Genomic DNA, 21,898 nt, shown 5'->3' on the forward strand with positions numbered 1-21,898 from the left:
ATCGTCTGATATTAAAGTTAGAACTAATTTGTTAGTTATGCAAACTATTTAACAAAAATTTACGTGTGGAATTTATATTGAGATTAGTTTATGTTTAATTCCATAAACAACCAGTCCGGTTCTGGATTTGATATTGAGTTTAGCAAATAAGGATTCACGGTAATTATCTACGGTTCTTGGACTAATGTGCATCAAATCTGCAATTTCTTTATAAGTCATTTCTGAACTGCAATACTGTAAAAAAGTAAGCTCTTTTTCGGTGAAATTTGGTTTTTGCTCGTCTTCTTTCAATGCGACAAACAATCGGCCGGAAACCAGTTCATTTACGTAAAATCCTTTTTCAGCTACCGCTCTAATGGCAATCATCAAATCGCTGGGCGTGGATTCTTTAAGCATATATCCGCTTGCGCCGGATTTAAGCATTTGAATAATTGCACTTTCATCTTCAAGCATACTTAAAGCCAGAACATTAATGTGCGGGTAATTTGTTTTTAACCATTTTGTTGCTGCAAAACCATCCATTTTTGGCATGTTAATATCCATTAACACAACTTTCACATCCGGATTTGATTTGATTTTTCCTTGTAAATCAATACCATTTATGGCCTCAAATTCAATCTCTATCTCATCAAATTCATCAAGTAAGGTTGCCAATCCGGATCTGAAAAGGGTATGGTCATCAACAATCGCAATAGAAATGGTACTTTGCATAAATTAAGGATAAGGAATTTCAATTAAAGTGGTGGTGCCTGAATCGGGAGAGGAGTTGAGTTGGATTTTACCGTTAATCATTTCAACTCTTTTGTGGATAGAATTCAGTCCCATGCCTGATTTGCGTGCGCCTGCTTCTTCTACATTAAAGCCTACTCCATTATCTTTCACCTGTAAATGAAGTACATCGTTGTTTAAATAAGCATCAAACTGAATTGATGTTGCCTGCGCATGTTTTATAATGTTGTTGATGATTTCCTGTAGCAATCGAAGGATGATTAAGTCTTTATTTGGCGAATTTGCCAGTATTTCTGTCAGGTGATTATTAATCGTAATTTCATAAGCACCGGCTTTGCTTAACCAGTTAATTTCCTGATCAATTGCATGGCCAAGTCCATTTTCAATTAATTGTTCGCCATGTAAAAGTTTAGCAAGTTCACGCAGTTCTTTAATAGATTTATTGACCAATGAAAGCGAATTTTCAATTTTTTTACTAGCCTTATCTGTGTTTTCTAGGTTGATAGAATTAAGCGTCAGGGTGGTTAAACTCAATAATTGGCCAACATTATCGTGCAATTCTGTTGCGATGGTTTGCATTGTTTGGTCTTGCACCTCAACCAGGGTTTTCAATATTTCGGCATCAAAGCGTTCCTGCATATGCTGTTTTTCGGCAATGTGTTGCTTTTTATCTCTCATGTATGATCTTACATATAAAATCAAAGACAATGGCATGAGCAGGAAAATGAGAGTTGCTACCGCAACTAAGAAGATAATTTGCGTTGCTTCGCTCTGCATATGAATGAATAGCTCCAGATGGAATATAAAAATAAACTTAATACAACGTACATACTATACCTGAAATGATTGAGGAAATAGAATGACGAGAAATTCTTTGGAAGATAAGGCTTGAAAAGATTGGTAACCGTACTGCCGAAATAATAAAACAATGCACCCGTTACCCACCAAAATTCTGGATGAGATTTTATCTCCACAAACTCCGGATCTTTCAGCAGGCGATAATAATACAACAGAGCATAAATGGTAAAAATAACGGACATAATATTTATAGTGTTATTTGGCATAGAACCAAAGCCCTTTGTAAAAAAGTTGTATAAATAAAATGTATAAATAATCCCCAAGCCTGAAAAAATCAGAACCTGAGGATTAGAGTATTTTTTGAGACACTGGTACATGCCGTAGCTTATATAATTAAGCTCGCAAAAAACGAAAAAATTATAAATCCAAAGGTTGAAATGAAACCTAAAGGTTAGATATGAACCAACCAGCTCTGTAAGGGCTACAATAAACTGAAAACACAGGGTTAATATCCAAAATTGCTTTTTATCTCGCGCGAGGCAATAAATACCTACGGCGAGGCAGCTCAGTTCAATGTAAGAGATCAGATCTACTTTAATCATCATTTACAATCCGGTACCGTCACAATCATCAGGGCACAATGTAGCTCTGTTTTCTATGGTGTCGAGGTTATCCGTAGAAGTTCCATTTAGCTGGTTGGTTTGTACAAGCAATAAGGTGTTTTTTCCTTCATAAGATTGAGGTAATCCTTCAATTGTACCGCTTAGATATCTGGCGAAATAAATTCTCAATCCGTCAGCTTTATTTTCTTTTAAGCTTTCTGCAATTTTAATTATCTGATCGGCGGGAAACCAAGCGCATTTTGTATAAGCTGGGTTAAGACCAACACCGTTTTCTTCCTCGGCATATGCCTGAACCATTTTCTCCGCAATTTCTTTGGATACTGTGGTGTCTTTATTTTCTTTCATGTTGAATAGGGAATAGAATTTTTTCCATAAAAATCGACATTAATTCGGGATATGCAAAGTGATTTACGAAAAAGCAATACCGTAAAAATACCCTATTAATTAGGGTGAATTGCTGAAAACAAAAAATGAGTACGCATACTAATTTTGAGTATCAAACAAAGAGATGCTGGTTGTATCGTTTTACAGTCAGATAAATTGAAAAATTAACCTTCAAACAAATTTGAAAATGGTACTTGATATTCCACAGGGTGTTTCCGATTCTATAAGTGACCGGGAAATTGAAATTGTGCAACTCCTTTCGTTAGGATATAACAGTAAGGAAATCGGAGATACGCTTTTTATAAGTGAGCACACCGTAAATACCCACAGGAGAAATATGGTACGTAAACTGGATTTGCGAAATTCTTACCAACTTATTGTTTGGGCTTTTAAACAGAAAATACTGGCGCTATAGCCAAAAGATATACATATTTAATGCCTCTCTCTCAACTTGAAAAGCCTGCTTTTTGAACCATCTATTCAAAAAAGCAGGCTTTCATTTTTTATGGCCTTGCCTGTTGTGCAGCTGGCAGCTCTTTTCTCGGAATTTGGGCTTCGCGCTGCGAAGTGTTGTACACAAATGAGGCTACAATGGTTGCAGCTTGTTTTAAATCATCTTCAACCAGACGATCATAAGTGTCCATATTGCTGTGGTGTGTTCTGGTATTGTAATCTGCTGGATCTTGAATGAATTGAAAACCCGGAATGCCTACCGCATCAAAAGACTGATGATCTGTGCCTCCGGTATTGTTAATGGTGATGGTTTTTGCGCCAAGATCATTAAAAGGTGTTAACCAGCTTTGGAAAATCGGGCCAGCAGCTTCATTGCCCTGCAAATAAACACCACGAATTTTTCCTGTTCCGTTATCTAAGTTATAATAAGCAGAAACTTTTTTCTGATCCGGAGTTAAAGCCATTGTTTTTGCATCGCCGAAATGTTTTAGTACATAATTTTTTGAGCCAAACAACCCTTGTTCTTCAGAACTCCAAAGGGCAATACGCAGGGTTCTTTTTGGTTTAAAATCTATTGCTTTTAAAATACGCATAGCTTCCATCATTACAGCAGAACCTGCAGCATTATCCGTAGCACCTGTTGCTGCATGCCAAGAATCAAAATGGCCTCCAATTATAACCACTTCGTCTTTCAATTTTTTATCTGTTCCCGGAATCTCTGCAATAACATTATAACCCTGAGGATCCTGATCGTAGAAAGAGGTTTTAATATCAGCTTCTACTTCTACACTTTTCCCTGCGCGTAATAAACGCAGAATGTGCAAAAAATCTTCTGCTGCAACTTCAAGCTCAGGAGAAACGGGTTTCGCATCAAGTGCGTAAGAAGCGCCATTGCTTGTAAAGAAAGTACCTTGACCGCCGCGTGCGTAAGTAAGGATCAGGCCTACTTTTTCTTCAAGCAGCATACTACTCATTGCGGCTCTGGTTTCTCTTATTTTCATCATTTGAGCTATTCTATCTCCGGCAGGCCGCGGGCGATTGCCGTTTGCCATCGGCTTTGCTTCGGCCATTGCATTCAAGGTACTGTCGCTATGTCGTGTAAAATCTGGTTTTAAACCGCTGTTTAGAGGCGTTCCCTGGTCTAGCATAATAATTTTGCCGGCAAGTTTGCCTTTGTATTTCAGCAAATCCGGAACACTATCGGCTTTAATTAAGATCACTTCAGATTTTATCGGTCCGTTGGTGCCCGGTGTCCAAGCTTTAGGCGATGCAATAATAGCGTGGTAAAACGGAAGCGTTGTAGCTGCATAATATTTGTCTATCTGCCAACCTTTTCCAAAATTTCCCCAGGCTTCTAGCTGCACATTTTTAAGTCCCCAATCTATAAGCTGCTTTTTTGCCCATTCTTGCGCACGTTTTAAACCTGGTGAGTTGGATAACCTGGGGCCGGCAACGTCTGTAAGGTTAAATGCAATATCCATTACCTTAGAATTTTCCAGTCCTTCTTTTCTAATTTTTTGTACAGCAGCCAAATCTGGTGCATCTTGGGCATAAGCAGAAAAACAGAACGCAAATACGGCGGCTGTTAGTGTAAATTTTTTCATCATAATTTAGGTGGTTTAGTCAATTACCTAAAAATACGCGAATTACATCTGTATATCGGTTTACAATGAGATTTTTACATCTTCCTTTTTGCGCAATATTTTATCCCGATAGGATTATTTGATGCTTTTTCTTGCAACGATAAAATATCCAAGTGTAAAAAGGATTGCCGCGTAGATTAAACTTGTCCAGATTTCTGACGTAAAAATGGGAAAATCAAATGGATCGCCTTTTTTTACTTTAGTAATTCTGAGTGCAAGTGCAGGCAAACTGTATGGAATAAGGTAGGCGTATTTCCATTGAAGTGATGCCGTTATTATGCCCATAATTGTTCCTACAAATCCTATTCCCATTGGCTTTAAAAAATCGCTCCAAAGTACACTAAGTAAAAATTGAACGGATAGTATTCCAAGTGCCGAAAGGAAAAGTTTAGCGTAAGAATTGACTAATAGTTTGGACGGATTGTATTCATTTAGATTGTATTTGGGTACCAAAACCTGAAGCAGGTGCCCGTAGGTAAAAGTTAAGCCAGCAAATAAAAACAAACATATAGCAACCAGTAAAACGGCATAAACATATTTAGCAGCGTAGATAGAAAATTTGTGTAAAGGTTGTGCGAAGAGTGTTTTCCAGGTATCGTTTTTATGTTCGATATTATTTACAGAAAACGTCATGAAGATGACGTAAAAAGGCAAAATCAACATGCCCATAGAATCTAAAGAAGCGCTGCAATATCTGATCCAAAGTAACATTGGCGGATAATGGTATGCTAGAATTTTTTCTGAATTGGTGAAAAACCCTAATGAGATTAAACTACAAACAATTAGCGGCAAAAGAATTGCTGCCCAAAATGCGAGGGTTTTACGGGATTTATAAAATTCAGAAACTAAAGAGATGTAAAAAGAGCGCATATTTAGTTTTGTTTCGTAATGTCTAAAAATAGGTTTTCCAGATCTTTTCGCTGTATAGCAAGACTGCTTACTGTAAAACCATTTTGCACAAGCAAGGTATTCAGTTTACCGCTGTTTTCAGCGGATGTATATGGAATGGAAATTTTCTTTTGGTTGACGGAAATGATGTCTACTAGCTGGTTTTTCAGAAAAAGAACAGCTTCATCCGTACGATTAATTTCAATTTCAAGTAGGGGTTTGTTTAGCAATTGAAGTTCATCTATTGTTCCCTGAAACAGCAATTGCCCTTTATTGATAATGCCAACATGCGTGGACGTTCTTTCTATCTCTGCGAGCAAGTGGCTGGATACCAGAATTGTTTTATTGTGGTTGGCGGTTAGATCAATCATCAGGTTTCGGATTTCAATAATTCCGTTCGGGTCTAATCCGTTTGTAGGTTCATCAAGCAACAGCAATTCCGGATCTGAAACCAGCGCCAATGCAATTCCTAAACGTTGTTTCATCCCCAGCGAATATTTAGCAGTTTTTTTATTCGCAGAATCGCTTAAGCCAACTAAAGCAAGCATTTCTGTCGCTTTCTGTTTGCTGATGCCAAGCAGAATGCAACGGTTTATTAAATTTTCGCGGCCGGTTAAATGGGCATAAATTGCAGGTTGCTCTACCAATGCACCGATTTTTCTTAACGATGCAATACGGTTGTGGTTAATTTCTTTGCCAAAAATAAAAACCTGATCGTTCGGCGATTTAAGCAGATTGAGCAAGATTTTTATCGTGGTGGTTTTTCCGGCGCCATTTGGCCCAAGAAATCCATAGATACTTCCTGTAGGAACTTGTAATGATAAATTCTTAACGATGGTTTGATTTCCGAAATTGAAGTTCAGACCAACGGTTTCAATAGCGAGATTGCGCATGGCTTATTGGAAAATTGCAGAAACCTGTTTTGCAATTGATGTAGTTGTTTTTGCAGGTTTTACGACCAATTCCTCATCGTTATTGTTTTGTGTATTTACGGTTAAAGTAAATACCAACATCATAAAAAATGGCAATAATAAAAGTAAAAATGGAGAAGTGTTACTTAGCTTTTTCATAATCGTATTGTTGAAACTTAAGGTTGATAAACGGTCATCAACCATTAGTGCTGTGTTGTTTAGTGCGATTGTTGCTGATGAAGTTTTCATAATATTTCGTTTTTGTTGATTCAAAGAAAGGGAAGAAAAACAAGCTGCGAAAATGTATTATACCAAGCGTTCAAGATTCTAGATGAACGCCAAATTTGTCCGTTCGTCGATAAATTTTGTGCATTGGGCGGTTGGTAGAAAAAAAATGCCCGTTCGTAGATTGTATTGGCCAAAACTTAAAAGTTTGTTTATTTTGGAGCATGAAAAAAAGCAGGGGCCCTTTAGTTTTACACAGTTTATACTGGTTATTTATTTTCGCCTTCATTATTTTAGATTTTATATTCAATAAAGAGGCTCGCCCAAAAAACTATTACCTGATTTCTTTCGGGCTTTTCAGTGTGATTAATATTTCAGTTTTCTACATCAATTACCTCATTCTTATTCCGGAGTTTATTAAAAGCCGAAAAAAGTACTGGTTGTATGTGATCACTTTTTTGCTGCTTATTGCCGCTACTGCATTTATTAAAACTGGCGTTGCGGTTTTAAATGTGGATACAATGATGCAATACGAATTTGAAGGGCAGAAACGCAGCTTTAGTGTGTCTCAATATTATGTTGCACAGATTTTCGTTTGTGGCTTTTTTATGGTGTGCAGCTTTGTTGTAAAGTTTATTGTAGATTGGTTTAACAGCGAAAGGATACAACGCAACCTGGAAAGTGAACGGCGAGAAATGGAATTGCAGTTCTTAAAATCGCAGTTAAACCCCCATTTTCTCTTCAATTCCTTAAATAATATTTATTCATTGGCTTATCAGAAGTCGGATAAAACCGCAGATGCCGTGTTAAAACTTTCGGAAATTATGCGGTACATGATTTATGAAAGCAATACGCCAACAGTAGCGCTCAATAAAGAAGTAGAATATCTGACCAATTATATCGAGCTGCAAAAAATCCGCTTTAAAGATGGCGCTTATATAGAACTGAGTCTGAATGGCGAAATAGACAATCAGAAAATTGTGCCGTTAATGCTGATTTCCTTTGTCGAAAATGCATTTAAACATGGTGTGGTTACAGATCCACAAGAACCGGTTCGTATTAATATTATTGCCAACCAGAAAATTCTGCATTTTAGTGTAATCAATAAAAAAAACCAGCAAAATAAAGATGCGCAAGGCGGAGTTGGATTGGTAAACGTAGAGCGCAGGTTGCAATTGATTTATCCGGATAGATATAAATTAAATGTTGTAAATTCGGCTACGCATTACACGTGCGAACTAATGATTGACATCTAATCGCGCTTTTAAAAACCTAAACCTAAGAAACTAAAAATGAACCTGAACTGTATTGTTGTTGACGATGAACCATTAGCCCTCGATATTCTGGAGGATTATATTTCTAAAGTTCCTTTTTTAACCCTGGCGAAAAGATGTGAAAATCCGATTGAAGCTTTACAGATTGTACAGGCAGGCGGTATTGATTTGGTTTTTCTGGATATTCAAATGCCTGAGCTTACTGGAATACAGTTTTTAAAAATAGCGGGAAATAAGTGCCATTTCATTTTAACTACCGCTTATCCGCAATATGCATTAGAAAGTTATGATCTGAATGTGTCTGATTATCTTCTTAAACCCATTGCATTCGATCGGTTTTATAAAGCCGTAGAAAAGGTAAATAACCAGTTTAAACCAGCAGAAGTTCAGGCAAGTGTTGCGCAACCCATTGTAACGCCGGCACCTTTTTCAGGCAATCCAAATCCAATACAGGATTATATTTTTGTTAAAACAGAACATAAGATCCAAAAAATATATCTTCATGATATTCTATATATAGAAGGTCTGAAAGATTATATCTCCATTTTTACGAAAGATGAACGTATAATTACGCTTCAAAGTATGAAAAAGATGGAAGAAGCTTTGCCACAAGGCCAGTTTATCCGCGTGCATAAATCATACATTATCGCAGTTGATAAAATTGAAAGCATAGAGCGTAGCCGGATTACCATTCAAAGCAAAATTATTCCCGTTGGAGATACCTATCGGGATGAATTTTTCCGCGTAATTGGCAATAAGAATATTTAAAAAAACTTAAAGGGCAATTGATGAAGTTAAATCTTTATCTTGCCCCAACAATCTCCTGATTTCATTTTCCGCTTCTAGCGTAATATCGTTGGCATTTTTTCCTTCAGGTTCAATTGGCGGTAAAACCGTCCACCTTAATGCATTTCCCGGAGAAAGTGGAAACATACCGCGACGAACAATCTTCCATGAGTTTTCTATCGCAATAGGAACAATCAGCGCATTCGGAACTGATTTTAAAAGTGTTGCAATACCGCCAAACTGAAAGGTTTTTACCAATCCGTCTTTTGATCTTGTTCCTTCCGGAAAAATAACTGTACTCCAGTTATTTTCTTTCATCCGCCGGCCCAGTTTAATAATTTCGGTAATGGCTTGTTTGTTGTCTTTTCTGTTGATGTTTGCGCCGCCGCCTAAACGCAGATTAATAGAAATTGAAGGTATCCCTTTGGTCAGTTCTATTTTTGAAATAAATTTTGCGTGGTGCTTTCTTAAAAACCAGATCAGAGAAGGAATATCGTACATACTTTGATGGTTAACCACAAAAATAATTGGCCGGTTGGTAGGTAAATCAAAGTTGTTTTTAAAAGAAATGCTGTTGATCAAAAATAACTGGCAATACGTCAAACAGAAATTCAGGGCGTCTACAGAAATTTTATGTGCTTTATAGCCAAAAAACTTATAACAAACCCATTGTATTGGATGGAAAATACAAAGCGATAATCCGAAAAAGAAATAGAAAACCGGAGTTAAGATATAGCCGAAAATTTTATTCATTGGTTTTTTGTAACACGCAAAGATAAGGATTACAAATCACCCGATAAAATCATCAGTTTTGCTTTTAAAATAGCGGCTACAGTCATAGAATCTGTAATTTCTCCATGGATTACCATTTGATAAACTTGATCGAAAGGCATTTTTTTACGGTAAGTTGCTCGGTTTCTTCGGGCATTGCAATTCCGTAGCTCAAGTTGCGTGCAATATAAATAATGGCCAGTTCATCACTTACAGAATTAGAAAGGTGCATGCGTTGTATTTCTGTCCAGTTTTCTGCGCGCATTCCTGTTTCTTCTAAAAGCTCTCGTTTTGCGCTATCTAAAGGTTGTTGGTTTAGCGGTCCGCCACCTTCCGGGATTTCCCAGCTGTAAGCTTTAAGTGGGAAACGATATTGTCCAACCAGCCAGGTATTCTGGTTTTCATCGAGCGGTAAGATGCCGATTGCATAGTTTTTAAAATGCACTTCGCCATAAATTCCTTTTCCACCAGAAGGATTAATTACTTGGTGTTCGGTTACGTTAATCCAATTGTTTTTGTAGATCTGTTCGCTTTCTAAAATTTGCCAGGGGTTTTCGTCTTCCATGCCGCAAGGTAAAAAAATAAGAAGCAAATTGGCTAAAGATGTTTTTGTCCGAAATAAAAAAGGCATCTAAACTGAATTAGATGCCTTTAATTTATTTTTAGAACGAACCTTCGTCTGGTTGTCTGTCTTGTTGATCATCTTTCTTTTTCTTGCTAAAATTGAAAGTGTTTTTACCGAAACGGTAAGAGAAAGTCAGGTTACCCATTGTACCTTGCATACGGCGGGAGAAATCAACGATGGTAGAATTGTCTTCCGTAATCATGCTCCATCTTCTGGTGTTAAAGATATCTCTCACGTTAAAACTTAATGAAGCTTTTTTATTTGGGAAATCGTATTTCGCACCACCATCAATGCCATACATTGGATTGCGTTTTCCTTGGGCCATCACTTCTGGCGCGCGGTAATCTCCTCTAACCTGTACGGAAACATTTTTAGCTACTGTTAAATTTCCGGTTACGTTTGCATTCCAGCTGAAACCACTGGTGGTTTCAATATTATATCGTGCATCACCTTGATATTTTGCCTGATAAACGTTTACGTTGGTGGTAAAGTTAAGCGCTTTTATAAGATCAAAACGGCCAATAACTTCAAGACCACTATTAATGGCACTGGTTAAGTTTTGCGGTGTTGTTGTAATTACACCGTTTTCTGGTGTGCTTCTAATTCTTTGAATAACATCATTGGTTTTACGCAAGTACAAACTAGATGTTAAGGTTACTTTCTTCCAGTATTTGCTATAACCCAATTCAAAAGAGTGTACATCTTCCGGCAATAGATTTGGATTACCTTGTCTGTAGTTTAACGGATCAGATACATCTAAAAAGGGGTTTGTATCCCAAGGGCGCGGACGATTTACGCGACGTGTATAGCTAGCCTGTAATTGTTGTTCGCCTTTAAACTTTTGTGTTAAAAATACGCTTGGATACAATCTTTTGTAATGGATATTTCCATTTGATTCTGTTAATACGTTGTTTTGATAACCTAAAAGGTAAGTGTCAAGTCTTGCATCTTCGGCACGTAAACCCAACTGGTAGCCAAAATTTTTAATCTGGTTCTGGTAATTCAAATACAAAGCGTGAACCTGATCTTTATTGTTAAAATCGTTGTTTAAGCTATTGTTCTGTATCACCAGGTTTCCGGCGTTCAGCACAGAATCTGCATATTGATTGTTATTACCCAGTTTAATCTGGCTGCGGTAACCCGCTTCAATTTTACCCGTTTCGCCAACAGGCAAAGCATAATCCAGTTGGATATTGTAGTTTGTATTGTTTCCGGTATTCCAGATGCGTTGCAAACTCTGATCAATATCTACAGCACGACCAAAAGAATTATATACATTAGTGTAGTATTCCTGGTCGCTGTTATTTGTTCCATGTGAGTAACCAAAGTTAAACAACAATTCTTCTTTTGGTTTTTTGAATTTTTGTGTCACATCCAGATTTAAATCGTAGCTGGAGCCATCTCCAGCTGTTGTGTTGTATCTATTGCTATACGTTCTGGCATTTCGGTTAATGTCGTTTTGCAAAATATTAATGGTTTCATTGCGGTCATTCGTTCTGGAGTTAAAACCACCTGAAAGGCTTAATACGGTTTTTGGACTCACATAGTAATCTAAACCTGCTTTGGCATTGTGGCCTTTGTCTAATGAATTTTGCGTAGTGGTTTGGTTGGCGAAAGCTGTGCCATCTGTCTCATCTTTGTACGTAATGTCTTGAAAACCACCGCCAACTCTATTGCCATAACGATAGCTGTAATTTCCATAAATATTAACCTTGCTATTTTGGAAACTCAGGTTTGTATTTGCGTTATAATTATCACGGTTACCCGCTGTTACAGCTGCAGAGCCATTGAAACCAAGTTTGGTATTCTTTTTCAATACAATGTTTATGATACCAGATTGGCCCTCTGCGTCATATTTAGCCGATGGATTGGTAATTACCTCAACGCTTTCAATGGAACTCGCAGGAATAGACTGCAGAATTTGTGCAACGTTTCCGCCGGCAATTAGCGATGGCTTTCCATCAATTAAAACCTTAACGCCGGTAGATCCGCGTAAACTCACATTACCATCCATATCTGTAGATACAGAAGGTACATTCTGAAGTAAATCACCGGCAGATCCGCCTTCGCTTACCAAACTTTGGTCTACAGAAAATACTTTTTTATCTATACCCAACTGCATTGGTGCTTTTTGGGCCGTTACGGTAACCTCACTTAGAATATTTCCTTTGGAAGGATTCATCTTTATGTCGCCAAAATTAAGCGTCCCTGTTGTTGCGCTGATTACCACATTATCGCGCACCATGGTTTGGTATCCTACATAGCTAATTTTAAAAGTAAATGTTCCGGCCGGAACATTAGTCATAACAAAAGCACCGTTTACATCAGTCTGTACAATTTTAACATTGGCTTTTGTGGCTTTATTTACTAATACTGCAGAAGCAAATGGAATGGTTTCTTGGGTAGTGGCATCTTTCAAAACGCCGGTAATTTTGGCTTTTCCGGTACTTTGTGCGAATACACTTAGTGAAAAGCATAAGAATAATAAGGTAATCTGTATTGTTTTGCGTTGTAATTGTTTCATTAAGAAATCTATTTGTGTGTGTTTTTGTAAAGGGAGACAAAGTAACGGCAACTTAGTTTAATTAGAGCGTGGTAACTATTTTATTACAGGGGTTTTATAGTAAAATTTTTGTGAGTTTGTAACGTCAGTTTAGCGTTATAAATCAGCTTATTCCCAATAATTACGCGCCAAATCACATTTTGTCAATGGCTAAAATGTTACATTTGCCTGCATGAGCAAGAAGATTTTAATTGTGGATGATTTGCATCCGATCTTTAAAGAACGGGCAATTGCTATGGGCTACCAAGTACACGATGAACCACACATTACCCGCGCAGAAACTCTGGAAAAAATAAATGCATATACAGGTATTGCGGTTCGGACAAAATTCAGAATCGACGAAGAAATATTTGCTGCTGCACCCAACTTAAAATTCGTGGCCAGGGCAGGAGCCGGGTTAGATAATATTGATGACAAAATCGCTTTTGAAAAAGGTATACAACTAATTAATGCACCAGAAGGAAATTGCGATGCCGTAGGTGAACATGCCACCGGGTTGCTACTTGCTTTGATGAATAATTTCCGCAGGGCGGATATGGAAATCAGAAACGGCGTCTGGAATCGCGAAGGAAACCGCGGTTATGAATTAAAAGGAAAAAAAGTTGGCATTATTGGCTACGGATTTATGGGGCAAAGCTTCGCTAAGAAACTGGCTGGTTTTGAAGTAGATGTAATGGCGTATGATAAATATAAAACCGGTTTTTCTGATGCTTTTGCGAGAGAAGTTAGTATGGAAGAAATTGTTAAACACAGTGATGTATTGAGTTTGCATATTCCCCTTACAGCAGAAACCCGCCAGATGGTGAATGAAGAATATTTTTTCCATTTTAAAAAGCCCATTTTTTTTATCAATACCGCGCGTGGCGAAATTGTAGATACCACAGCTGTACTGAGTGCCTTGGAATCTGGAAAGATTTTGGGTGCTGGTTTGGATGTATTGCAAACAGAAAAATTCCCTGCTTTAGGCCAACAAGTTTGGTACAATACATTGCGAGAAAATGAAAAGGTAATTTTAACGCCACATGTAGGCGGTTGGACTTTTGATTCTTACCGAAAAATTTCGGAAGTACTTGCCGATAAATTAGCCGCAATATAATTTCTGTGTGGATGATAATTCTGCATTTTGGATTTGTTTAAAGAAATTTCAAGAACAATTGAGTTAAAATATTTTTCTGCAATCGGTCTGTTTTATTAACTTGTTATACAATTCTAACTTATCACATCATGCCAAAAGATCATCAATACGCCGCAACAATTACCTGGACAGGAAACAAAGGTTCTGGTACAATGGATTACCGTTCTTACGATCGGGATTATGTTGTTTCTGTAGAAGGGAAAGCTGATATTTCAGGGTCTTCAGATTCTGCTTTTTTAGGCGATAAAACTAAACACAATCCGGAGGATTTGCTTTTAGCATCAATTTCCAGCTGCCACATGTTGTGGTTTCTGCATTTGTGTTCACAGCATGAAATTGTTGTAATCGATTATAAAGACGAAGCTGTTGGTGTTATGGAAGAGGCTGCCGATGGAAGTGGCCGTTTCAGAGAAGTAATGTTACATCCCCAAGTTTTAATCGCAGATAAAACACAATTTGAATTGGCAGAATCGCTTCATCACGAAGCCAATAAAAAATGTTTTATTGCCAACTCACTAAATTTCCCTGTAAAACATCTGGCGAGTTTTAATGCAGAAAACGTTTGATTTTTTAATTGCCAACGCCATATCAGATATTTTCTGACAATATTACTTAGAATTAAAATTTATCGCTGGCAATATCCATTGTATTGCCAGCGGTAAAATGGGTTATCTGCTTATCCAACTGTTATCTTCAGGTGTTGCATCCATAAAAATTCCATTGTCTAAAGTTATTTTCTGAATGCTTTTTCCTTTTGTTGCATTTAAGTTCAGTGTAATTCGTTTTGCACCAGATTTCCACACTGCAGGTGTAAAATGTTGTACAGAACTGCTTCCATCTTCATAGTCTATTTTTACATCAAACGGAATGGCAAAACCGCCCGTATTGTAAATAGATACAGAGGATTTTCCCGGCACTTTTTTAATTCCTTCCAGTTTCAAATCCAGATAATTGTTGGTGAAAAACCAATTCTGGAAAAACCAGTTTAAGTTTTGGCCCGATCCTGTATTCATTGAATTAAAATAATCCCACGGAATTGGGTGTTTACCATTCCAGGTATTCATATAATGGTGTAATGCTTTTTTAAACAATTCATCGCCTAACATATCTTTTAAAGCCAGGTAAGATAAGGAAGCTTTTCCATAAGAGTTGTTGCCGTAACCGGAACCAGATACCTGATCGGACATAGAAATTACTGGTTGATCTTCTTCTGCCGATTTATCGTTAATGTAACGGTCTACTCTGAATTTTTTATAAAAATCATCTGCAGCCTGTTTTCCGTGCTCGGCAATGCCGATTAAATATTCAAAAGTTGTAGCCCAACCTTCGTCCATATACGCGTAACGCGTTTCATTAATGCCCATATAAAAGGGGAAATAAGTATGTGCCACTTCATGATCCTGAACCAATTGTGCAAAAACCGGATCATCAAAATTTGAATCGTTCACCATCATTGGATATTCCATATCGGCAAATCCCTGAAAAGCAATCGTTTTTGCATAAGGATAAGGAATGCCCGGCCAATTGTTAGAAAACCATGAAAGTGCATTGATATTGTATTTCACAGAGTTGACAAAATCTGGACCAGTTTTGCCGTTGTATGCCGCTTGTGCACTCGCTCTTCTGCCGGTTTTCGAATCTACAATTACACTTCCCCCATCCCAAATGTAATGGTTGCTTAGTGCGAAAGTTACATCGGTAATGTGATTTGCGGTAAATTTCCAGGTGTTCCAATCTTTTTGCGCCGTCACTTTACCATCTTTCAATTCTTGTTCTGTAGCAATATGGAAAATGCCATCGCTATTGTAAGATTTCTTTAAACGGGCAGAAATTTCGGGTTGCAAAACTTCATCCGGATTTAAAAAATCACCAGTGGCATATACTACGTAATTTTTGGGCGCTTTAATAGAAAAAACGTAATCATTAAAATCATTGTAAAACTCGCCTCTATCGGTATGTGGAATCCTATCCCAACCATTGTAGTCGTCATAAACAGAAATGCGTGGATAGCTATAAGCTACAAAAAAGGAATTTGGATCAATCTGTCCTTCCCGTCCGCTTTCTTTTGAAAGGGGATAACTCCAGTCTATTTTTACCGTAACTTTCGATTTTGGATTTAAGGGCTTATTCAGTTTTACGTTGCCAACCGTTGCCCAATCTTTTGCGTCCACTTTATACTTTTCTCCATCAATAGAGAAAGCTGAAATTTTAAGTCCGGTTGATAAGAAGCCTTCACTTACCGCACCGCTTCTTGGCGAAGTTGGTTTATGAATGTTATTTACAAAACGGATGGCAAGTGTTTTTAACGTGTCCATACTATTGTTGCTGTATAAGATTTCTTCCGTTCCGCTTACAACTTTGGTATCGGCATCAACTTGTATGTCCATCGTATAACGGCCGTGGTTTTGCCAATAATTTGCACCTGGGTTTCCATTTGCGGCACGCGTACCTTTTAAATAAGCTGCCTTAATATTTCTGGGCATGTACAGCTCTTGAGCTGAAATACCCTCAGTAACTAAAAAAGCGAGCAGGGTTAGGGTTAATAATTTTTTCATTGTGAAGGATATTTTGGATAAAAGTAAAAATAAAGCATCGAAATGTTCGCCAGAAGGCAAGCCACAACAAAATTGATACGAGAGGTAAATGTTAGGATATGTTAATCGAAGATCAAAATTTATTCAATTATTTGCTTTTGTAATTTTCGCATTTTATCTTCGTTATAATTGAAGCAAGACTATGTAGCAAACCAACTATATAGTCTTGTTTGTTTTTTATAGGATTAAAGAAAGAAAACGAGCTATGGCAGAGATTACCTATTATACTAAAGAAGGTTTAGATAAACTGAAGGAGGAATTACATTTTTTAAAAACCGAAGGACGTTCATCTATTGCGAAAGCAATTGCTGAAGCACGAGATAAAGGCGATTTATCTGAGAATGCAGAATATGATGCCGCTAAAGAAGCGCAGGGTTTGCACGAAGCAAAAATTGCAAAAATTGAAGATACACTTGCCCATTCACGCCTGCTTGATGAGTCTAAGTTAGACGTTACCAAAGTTTTGGCATTATCTATAGTAAAGATTAAAAACGTAAAAAATAATGCGACCATGACTTACCAATTGGTTGCAGAAAGCGAAGCCGATTTAAAAACCGGAAAAATTTCTGTAAAATCTCCAATTGCTCAAGGTTTGTTGGGTAAATCTGTTGGCGAATTTGCGGAGATTGAAGTTCCGGCAGGAAAAATGCAATTCGAAGTTCTGGAAATTTCAAGATAAGGTATGAAGCGGAGGATTTAAGGCTTACAGTCTTCACTCCGCTATTAAAACCATCACCTTTATACCTTTAACCTTCTACCTTTTTTATGACTATATTTTCAAAAATTGTTGCCGGAGAAATTAATGCACATGTGGTTGCAGAAACCACAGAATATCTGGCTTTTTTAGACATCCAACCGCTTGCGGCTGGCCACGTTCTGGTTATTCCGAAAATTGAAGTGGATTATATTTTTGATATGGAAGAAGATCTTTATGTAGGTCTTTGGATGTTTGCAAAAATTGTTGCCAATGGTTTAAAAGAAGCATTTCCCTGCAAAAAAGTTGGTGTTTCAGTAATCGGACTTGAGGTTGCACATGCACATATTCATCTTATACCGATGAATAATGTGAGTGATATGAATTTTAGTAAAGAAAAGCTTAGTCCAACCGAAGAAGAATTGGCTGATGCAGCCGAAAGAATAAAAATGGCATTACTGGCGCAATAAATTTTGTGTTGATCATTTTAAGGGTCAAAAAAGGGCAAATGGTTTATCCATTTGCCCTTTTCTTATTTTTTAACGTATTTACTTTGCTCTGGTAGCGGAACAAAATCCGTTTCGCCAGGCACAGGTTTAAAAGTCTGTTCCTGCCAATTCTTTTTGGCCTCTTCAATCAGTTGTTTATCAGACGAAACAAAATTCCAGTAAATAAAACGTTCTTCAGGAAAAGCTTCTCCACCAAAAATGTAAACCGTTGTATTTTCATGCATCGTAAATGCACACAATTTAGTGTCGTTGGCAATCAAAATGTGTTTAGGTTCATAAATATGCCCATCACTTTCAATCGCGCCTTCTAAAATATACAATGCACTTTCCCCAAATAAATCTGCTCCTATATTAATGGTTTGTTTACTTGACGATTTCAATTCAAGGAAATAAAGCGGACTGTAAACCGGAACGGGAGATTCTCTATCAAATGCTTTTCCGGCAATGAGTTTAACATCAATTTCACCGATTTTCCAGGCAGGAATATCTTGTTCATCAGCATGGAAAAAGTTGGGTTCCATTTGTTCCAGTTCTTTAGGTAAAGCAACCCAAATCTGCAAACCATGTAACATTTTATCAGATTGACGAAGATATTCTGGCGTACGTTCAGAATGTACAATTCCTCTGCCAGATGTCATCCAGTTTACCTGCCCGGGTTTAATTACGACATCAGAACCAAGACTGTCTTTGTGCGTAATCTCGCCTTCAAATAAAAAAGTTAAGGTTGATAAACCAATATGCGGATGTGGCGGAACATCAAGGTTTTCGTGATCATTTAAAGCTGCTGGCCCCATATGATCTATAAAAGCAAATGGTCCAACAGTACGTTTGTCTCTAAAGGGCAAAAGCCTGCCAACCATAAAATTGCCAATATTTGCCGGCCGTTCATCAATTATAAGTGAAATGTTGGACATGTTTTTATACGGTTTATATGTTCTAAGTTAGGTAAAAGACAGCAATTAATAGAAACAGGTAATCAGATTACAACAAAGGCGCTTTAAATTAAAGCACCTTTGTTGTAGCTGAAATTTTATACCAAATCCATCAAAGCTTCTTTAGAAAAGCCCTTTAGTTCTGAAGTTTGGTTATTTTTAATTTTTTGAACCCAGTTAGGATCTGCCAGTAACGGGCGGCCAACAGCCACAAGATCAAAATCTCCTCGGTCCATTCTTCTGGTTAATTCATCTAATGAGCTTGGCTCAGAACTTTGTCCGGCAAATGCGCCAAAGAAATCGCCATTTAAGCCAACAGAACCTACCGTGATGGTCGCTTTTCCGGTTATTTTTTTTGCCCATCCGGCAAAATTTAAATCAGAATTTTCAAATTCTGGTTCCCAGAAACGGCGTTGTGAACAATGGAAAATATCGATACCTGCATCTGCCAATGGCGTTAACCATTGTTCCATTTCCTGCTCATTTTTAGCCAGTTTAAAATCGTAAGCGGCAGGTTTAAATTGCGATAAACGAATAATTAAAGCAAAATCATCGCCAACACGTTTGCGTACTTCTTTAATCACTTCTACAGCGAAGCGTGTACGTTCTGCAAGCGTTTTCCCGCCAAAAATATCTGTGCGGTTATTGGTTGCATCCCAGAAAAACTGGTCAATTAAATATTGGTGTGCGCCGTGAATTTCGGCTGTGTCAAAACCCAATGCTTTCGCATCTGCCGCAGCCTGGCCAAAAGCTGTAATGGTATCTGCAATTGCTGCATCTGTCATCGGAACACCGTTTTCAAAACCCGGTTTATTGAAACTTGAAGGGCCTTCAAAAGGTGTGCTTGGTACCCAGCCAGATGTATGATTTTCCATAATGCCCTGATGCCAGATTTGAGGTCCCATTTGGCCACCTGCCCGATGAACGCCTTCAATCACACCTTTCCAGCCGGCCAACGCTTCGGTACCGTAGAAATGCGGAATATTCGGGTCTGCTGAAGATGATGGCCTGTCGATTACTGTTCCTTCTGAAAGGATAAGACCCACATCGCCCGCGGCTCTTTTACTGTAATAGGCTGCAACTGCATCGGTTGGTACACCATCGGGAGAGAATGATCTCGTCATGGGTGCCATTACAATCCTGTTTTTAATATTTAGTGATTTAAGGCTAAAAGGCCTGAATAAAACTTCTGTGCTCATTTTATTAAATTTATAATTCTGTATTTATGATCGTATTTAATTTTTCAAATCCTTGGTCATTTCTTTTGTAGTATGTCCATTGTCCCATCCGCGTAGCCGTAATTAACTCTGCGCGCTGAAGAATAGAAAGATACTCGGAAATGGTACTCTGCGTTAAACCGCTTTTCATTTGTATCTGACCAACACAAACCCCAAGGTTTTCAAAGTCGGGATTTGCCTGTTCCGGAAAATTTTCTGCAGGAGATTTCAACCAATTTAAGATTTGTAAACGGGTCTTATTTGATAGTGCTTTAAATATTTCTACTTGATCCATGCACAAATGTATATCGGTTTTTCCCGATATACCAATATTTCGATTTAAGATTACAAAAACGTGATCCTAAAATTTTTAGATGACCGAAAGTAGTTTACAATGAGAGAATCGACCGGCTTAAATTGTATATTCGTTTAATCATTGCTAACCAAAATGTGGTCGTTTTTGTTCTGTTTTAGCCAGGCAATTCAACCCTATAAATTTACACCCTATGATATTAAGTCTAATTTCCCCGCTGAAATGGTTTTTTCCGCTAATTGGTTTCTACGCCGGATGGGCTTTACCAGAAACTCAGGATTCTCCTCTGACAAAAGCCAACATAGAAAATCATACTGATCAGTTCGAGGAGAAACCAAGTTGGCGGGATGAATTTGACAATAATGGTGCTCCGCTTATCAGAAACTGGACGTACGATATTGGCGGTAGCGGTTGGGGAAATAACGAGTTGCAGTATTACACCAATAGTTTATCAAATGCAAGTGTCGCAAACGGTTTATTAACCATTACAGCGCAGAAAGAAAATACAGAAGGAAAAGCATTTACTTCTGCACGACTGGTAACGCGGGGAAAACTGGATGTTTTATACGGACGTTTTGAAATTAGAGCGAAATTGCCATCCGGCCGCGGTACCTGGCCGGCAATTTGGATGTTACCTACCGATCGAGTATATGGTGACTGGCCAAAATCAGGCGAGATTGATATTATGGAACATGTGGGCTACGATCAAAACGTGGTGCATTTTTCTACGCATAGTGAGGCATATTATTTTAAAATAAATACACAAAAAACTTCCACTAAAGTGATAGAAAGTGCAAGCAGTGCTTTTCACTTGTATCGTGTAGATTGGACGCCAGATGCCATACGTGGTTATTACGATAATGAACAGGTTTTTGAATGTATAAACGAAAAAAAGAGTTATAAAGAGTGGCCTTTCGACCAGAAATTTCATCTGCTGCTAAATGTCGCTGTAGGCGGAGATTGGGGCGGTGCGAAAGGTGTTGACGAAAGCATATGGCCACAAACGATGCAAGTTGATTATGTTCGTTATTACCGGATGATTGGGAAGTAAATATAAATTTTGCTGAAGCATTTATTTTTGGATTTGTTACTAGCGCAAAATCTGCTTAAAAAAGAACGGGGATAAATCATACCGACCTATCCCCGTCATCTAAATTAACGCTCTCAGATATATAAACAACCAAAAGATTGTTTTATTGTGTAGACTTTAATCTTTTTTACTTTTTGCCGGTGCTTTTTTTGCTGCGGCTTTAGGTTTTTCTATTTTGATACCCTTGTCTTCAGTTTTAACCTTTTTAGCTGTTGCCTTTTTCACAGGTTTTTCTACTGTTTCACTCTCATTTTTTTCAAGTGGCTCGGAAGTTTTTTTTGTGCTTGCTTTTTTTACAGCTTTTTTTTCTACAGTTACTTCTGCTTCCTCAACTTTAGTGTCTTCTCCCGCAGTTACTGGTGTATTCTGTAAATAAATTTTCAATACCTGTTTCAAATAGTCTGCGGGTTTAGGCATACTAATCACGGTACCAACTTCTTTATCTTGAGACTGTTTAATATAAGCAGTTTTAATTTTTCCCCAGTCTTTTGAATACAGTTTGATAAACATTTCTACAAATTCATCATTTGTATATTTTTGAGGCAATCTGCCCAAAACAGCTTGTATTTTTTCCTCTTTCTTGTGTAGTATCGCCATCGTTTTTATTTTCAGCAAAGATAGTTGTTTTTCCCTTTATAGATTTCCTGTTTTTTTCTCTCAGTTTTCTGCAATTAATTGAAGAAAATTTTGCCGGGGAATAGAGTTTGTAACGAAGAATCGAACTGGCGTTATTTCCAGTTT

The 21,898-nt window shown here is 37.7% G+C and carries 24 protein-coding genes; 8 read left to right on the forward strand and 16 right to left on the reverse strand.

What is annotated here, in order from left to right:
• Positions 1–72 precede the first annotated feature (72 nt).
• From ACJVDH_RS00950 to ACJVDH_RS00965, 4 genes are all read right to left on the reverse strand, one after another.
• A complete protein-coding gene (locus ACJVDH_RS00950; protein WP_443945713.1) occupies positions 73–711 on the reverse strand; it encodes a response regulator in 639 nt (212 codons plus the stop codon).
• A 3-nt stretch (positions 712–714) separates the two neighbouring features.
• Positions 715–1,407, reverse strand: a complete 693-nt coding sequence (locus ACJVDH_RS00955; protein WP_443945714.1) for a sensor histidine kinase — start codon at positions 1,405–1,407, stop codon at positions 715–717.
• Positions 1,408–1,472: 65 nt separating this feature from the next.
• Positions 1,473–1,769 carry a hypothetical protein gene (locus ACJVDH_RS00960; RefSeq protein WP_443945715.1) on the reverse strand — a complete coding sequence of 99 codons (297 nt, stop codon included), beginning with the start codon at positions 1,767–1,769 and terminating at the stop codon, positions 1,473–1,475.
• A 363-nt stretch (positions 1,770–2,132) separates the two neighbouring features.
• Entirely contained in the window at positions 2,133–2,495 is a 363-nt protein-coding gene (locus tag ACJVDH_RS00965) for a hypothetical protein (RefSeq protein WP_443945716.1), read from the reverse strand.
• Between the two features lie 226 nt (positions 2,496–2,721).
• Between ACJVDH_RS00965 and ACJVDH_RS00970 the strand changes: the two genes are divergently transcribed.
• Positions 2,722–2,949 (forward strand): response regulator transcription factor, encoded by a 228-nt coding sequence (locus tag ACJVDH_RS00970; RefSeq protein WP_443945717.1) that lies wholly within the window; start codon positions 2,722–2,724, stop codon positions 2,947–2,949.
• 88 nt (positions 2,950–3,037) lie between these two features.
• On the opposite strand, the gene ACJVDH_RS00975 is transcribed toward ACJVDH_RS00970, so the two are convergent.
• The 4 genes from ACJVDH_RS00975 to ACJVDH_RS00990 form a co-directional block, all read right to left on the reverse strand.
• Positions 3,038–4,594, reverse strand: coding sequence for a M28 family metallopeptidase (locus ACJVDH_RS00975; RefSeq protein WP_443945718.1), 1,557 nt, complete (start codon positions 4,592–4,594; stop codon positions 3,038–3,040).
• A 111-nt stretch (positions 4,595–4,705) separates the two neighbouring features.
• The gene (locus ACJVDH_RS00980) at positions 4,706–5,500 is read right to left on the reverse strand and encodes an ABC transporter permease (RefSeq protein ID WP_443945719.1); all 795 of its coding nucleotides are present in this window, start codon (positions 5,498–5,500) and stop codon (positions 4,706–4,708) included.
• 2 nt (positions 5,501–5,502) lie between these two features.
• Positions 5,503–6,411 carry an ABC transporter ATP-binding protein gene (locus ACJVDH_RS00985; RefSeq protein ID WP_443945720.1) on the reverse strand — a complete coding sequence of 303 codons (909 nt, stop codon included), beginning with the start codon at positions 6,409–6,411 and terminating at the stop codon, positions 5,503–5,505.
• A gap of 3 nt (positions 6,412–6,414) precedes the next feature.
• The gene (locus tag ACJVDH_RS00990) at positions 6,415–6,678 is read right to left on the reverse strand and encodes a hypothetical protein (RefSeq protein WP_443945721.1); all 264 of its coding nucleotides are present in this window, start codon (positions 6,676–6,678) and stop codon (positions 6,415–6,417) included.
• Positions 6,679–6,878: 200 nt separating this feature from the next.
• Here ACJVDH_RS00990 and ACJVDH_RS00995 point away from each other — a divergent pair, with 200 nt between their 5' ends.
• Both ACJVDH_RS00995 and ACJVDH_RS01000 read left to right on the forward strand, forming a co-directional pair.
• Complete coding sequence (locus ACJVDH_RS00995; RefSeq protein ID WP_443945722.1) at positions 6,879–7,910, forward strand: sensor histidine kinase; 1,032 nt, start codon at positions 6,879–6,881, stop codon at positions 7,908–7,910.
• A 36-nt stretch (positions 7,911–7,946) separates the two neighbouring features.
• Positions 7,947–8,696: a LytR/AlgR family response regulator transcription factor gene (locus ACJVDH_RS01000; protein ID WP_443945723.1), complete on the forward strand. Its 750-nt coding sequence runs from the start codon at positions 7,947–7,949 to the stop codon at positions 8,694–8,696.
• A 6-nt stretch (positions 8,697–8,702) separates the two neighbouring features.
• On the opposite strand, the gene ACJVDH_RS01005 is transcribed toward ACJVDH_RS01000, so the two are convergent.
• The 3 genes from ACJVDH_RS01005 to ACJVDH_RS01015 all read right to left on the reverse strand — a co-directional run bounded on the left by ACJVDH_RS01005 (position 8,703) and on the right by ACJVDH_RS01015 (position 12,634).
• The gene (locus tag ACJVDH_RS01005; protein ID WP_443945724.1) at positions 8,703–9,467 is read right to left on the reverse strand and encodes a lysophospholipid acyltransferase family protein; all 765 of its coding nucleotides are present in this window, start codon (positions 9,465–9,467) and stop codon (positions 8,703–8,705) included.
• A 109-nt stretch (positions 9,468–9,576) separates the two neighbouring features.
• The gene (locus ACJVDH_RS01010) at positions 9,577–10,050 is read right to left on the reverse strand and encodes an NUDIX domain-containing protein (protein ID WP_443945725.1); all 474 of its coding nucleotides are present in this window, start codon (positions 10,048–10,050) and stop codon (positions 9,577–9,579) included.
• Between the two features lie 97 nt (positions 10,051–10,147).
• Positions 10,148–12,634: a TonB-dependent receptor domain-containing protein gene (locus tag ACJVDH_RS01015; RefSeq protein WP_443945726.1), complete on the reverse strand. Its 2,487-nt coding sequence runs from the start codon at positions 12,632–12,634 to the stop codon at positions 10,148–10,150.
• Between the two features lie 211 nt (positions 12,635–12,845).
• Here ACJVDH_RS01015 and ACJVDH_RS01020 point away from each other — a divergent pair, with 211 nt between their 5' ends.
• A complete protein-coding gene (locus ACJVDH_RS01020; RefSeq protein WP_443945727.1) occupies positions 12,846–13,769 on the forward strand; it encodes a 2-hydroxyacid dehydrogenase in 924 nt (307 codons plus the stop codon).
• 128 nt (positions 13,770–13,897) lie between these two features.
• Complete coding sequence (locus tag ACJVDH_RS01025; RefSeq protein WP_443945728.1) at positions 13,898–14,374, forward strand: OsmC family protein; 477 nt, start codon at positions 13,898–13,900, stop codon at positions 14,372–14,374.
• A gap of 102 nt (positions 14,375–14,476) precedes the next feature.
• Here the strand turns inward: ACJVDH_RS01025 and ACJVDH_RS01030 are convergent, their stop codons facing one another.
• Positions 14,477–16,363, reverse strand: coding sequence for a M1 family metallopeptidase (locus tag ACJVDH_RS01030; RefSeq protein ID WP_443945729.1), 1,887 nt, complete (start codon positions 16,361–16,363; stop codon positions 14,477–14,479).
• A gap of 244 nt (positions 16,364–16,607) precedes the next feature.
• Here ACJVDH_RS01030 and greA point away from each other — a divergent pair, with 244 nt between their 5' ends.
• Positions 16,608–17,081 carry a transcription elongation factor GreA gene (gene greA / locus ACJVDH_RS01035; protein ID WP_443945730.1) on the forward strand — a complete coding sequence of 158 codons (474 nt, stop codon included), beginning with the start codon at positions 16,608–16,610 and terminating at the stop codon, positions 17,079–17,081.
• 86 nt (positions 17,082–17,167) lie between these two features.
• On the forward strand, positions 17,168–17,566 hold the full coding sequence (locus ACJVDH_RS01040; protein ID WP_443945731.1) for an HIT family protein: 399 nt from the start codon (positions 17,168–17,170) through the stop codon (positions 17,564–17,566).
• A gap of 62 nt (positions 17,567–17,628) precedes the next feature.
• Here the strand turns inward: ACJVDH_RS01040 and ACJVDH_RS01045 are convergent, their stop codons facing one another.
• The 3 genes from ACJVDH_RS01045 to ACJVDH_RS01055 all read right to left on the reverse strand — a co-directional run bounded on the left by ACJVDH_RS01045 (position 17,629) and on the right by ACJVDH_RS01055 (position 20,049).
• Positions 17,629–18,519 carry a pirin family protein gene (locus ACJVDH_RS01045; RefSeq protein WP_443945732.1) on the reverse strand — a complete coding sequence of 297 codons (891 nt, stop codon included), beginning with the start codon at positions 18,517–18,519 and terminating at the stop codon, positions 17,629–17,631.
• 116 nt (positions 18,520–18,635) lie between these two features.
• Positions 18,636–19,736, reverse strand: coding sequence for an NADH:flavin oxidoreductase (locus ACJVDH_RS01050; protein WP_443945733.1), 1,101 nt, complete (start codon positions 19,734–19,736; stop codon positions 18,636–18,638).
• Between the two features lie 10 nt (positions 19,737–19,746).
• The gene (locus tag ACJVDH_RS01055) at positions 19,747–20,049 is read right to left on the reverse strand and encodes an ArsR/SmtB family transcription factor (RefSeq protein WP_443945734.1); all 303 of its coding nucleotides are present in this window, start codon (positions 20,047–20,049) and stop codon (positions 19,747–19,749) included.
• Between the two features lie 211 nt (positions 20,050–20,260).
• On the opposite strand from ACJVDH_RS01055, the gene ACJVDH_RS01060 reads away from it, so the two are divergent.
• Positions 20,261–21,118 carry a glycoside hydrolase family 16 protein gene (locus ACJVDH_RS01060; protein ID WP_443945735.1) on the forward strand — a complete coding sequence of 286 codons (858 nt, stop codon included), beginning with the start codon at positions 20,261–20,263 and terminating at the stop codon, positions 21,116–21,118.
• A 156-nt stretch (positions 21,119–21,274) separates the two neighbouring features.
• Here ACJVDH_RS01060 and ACJVDH_RS01065 read toward each other — a convergent pair whose 3' ends face one another.
• Positions 21,275–21,754, reverse strand: coding sequence for a hypothetical protein (locus ACJVDH_RS01065; protein WP_443945736.1), 480 nt, complete (start codon positions 21,752–21,754; stop codon positions 21,275–21,277).
• Between the last annotated feature and the right edge of the window lie 144 nt (positions 21,755–21,898).

The sequence above is a fragment of the Pedobacter terrestris genome (genome assembly GCF_052343045.1).
Lineage (GTDB): Bacteria > Bacteroidota > Bacteroidia > Sphingobacteriales > Sphingobacteriaceae > Pedobacter.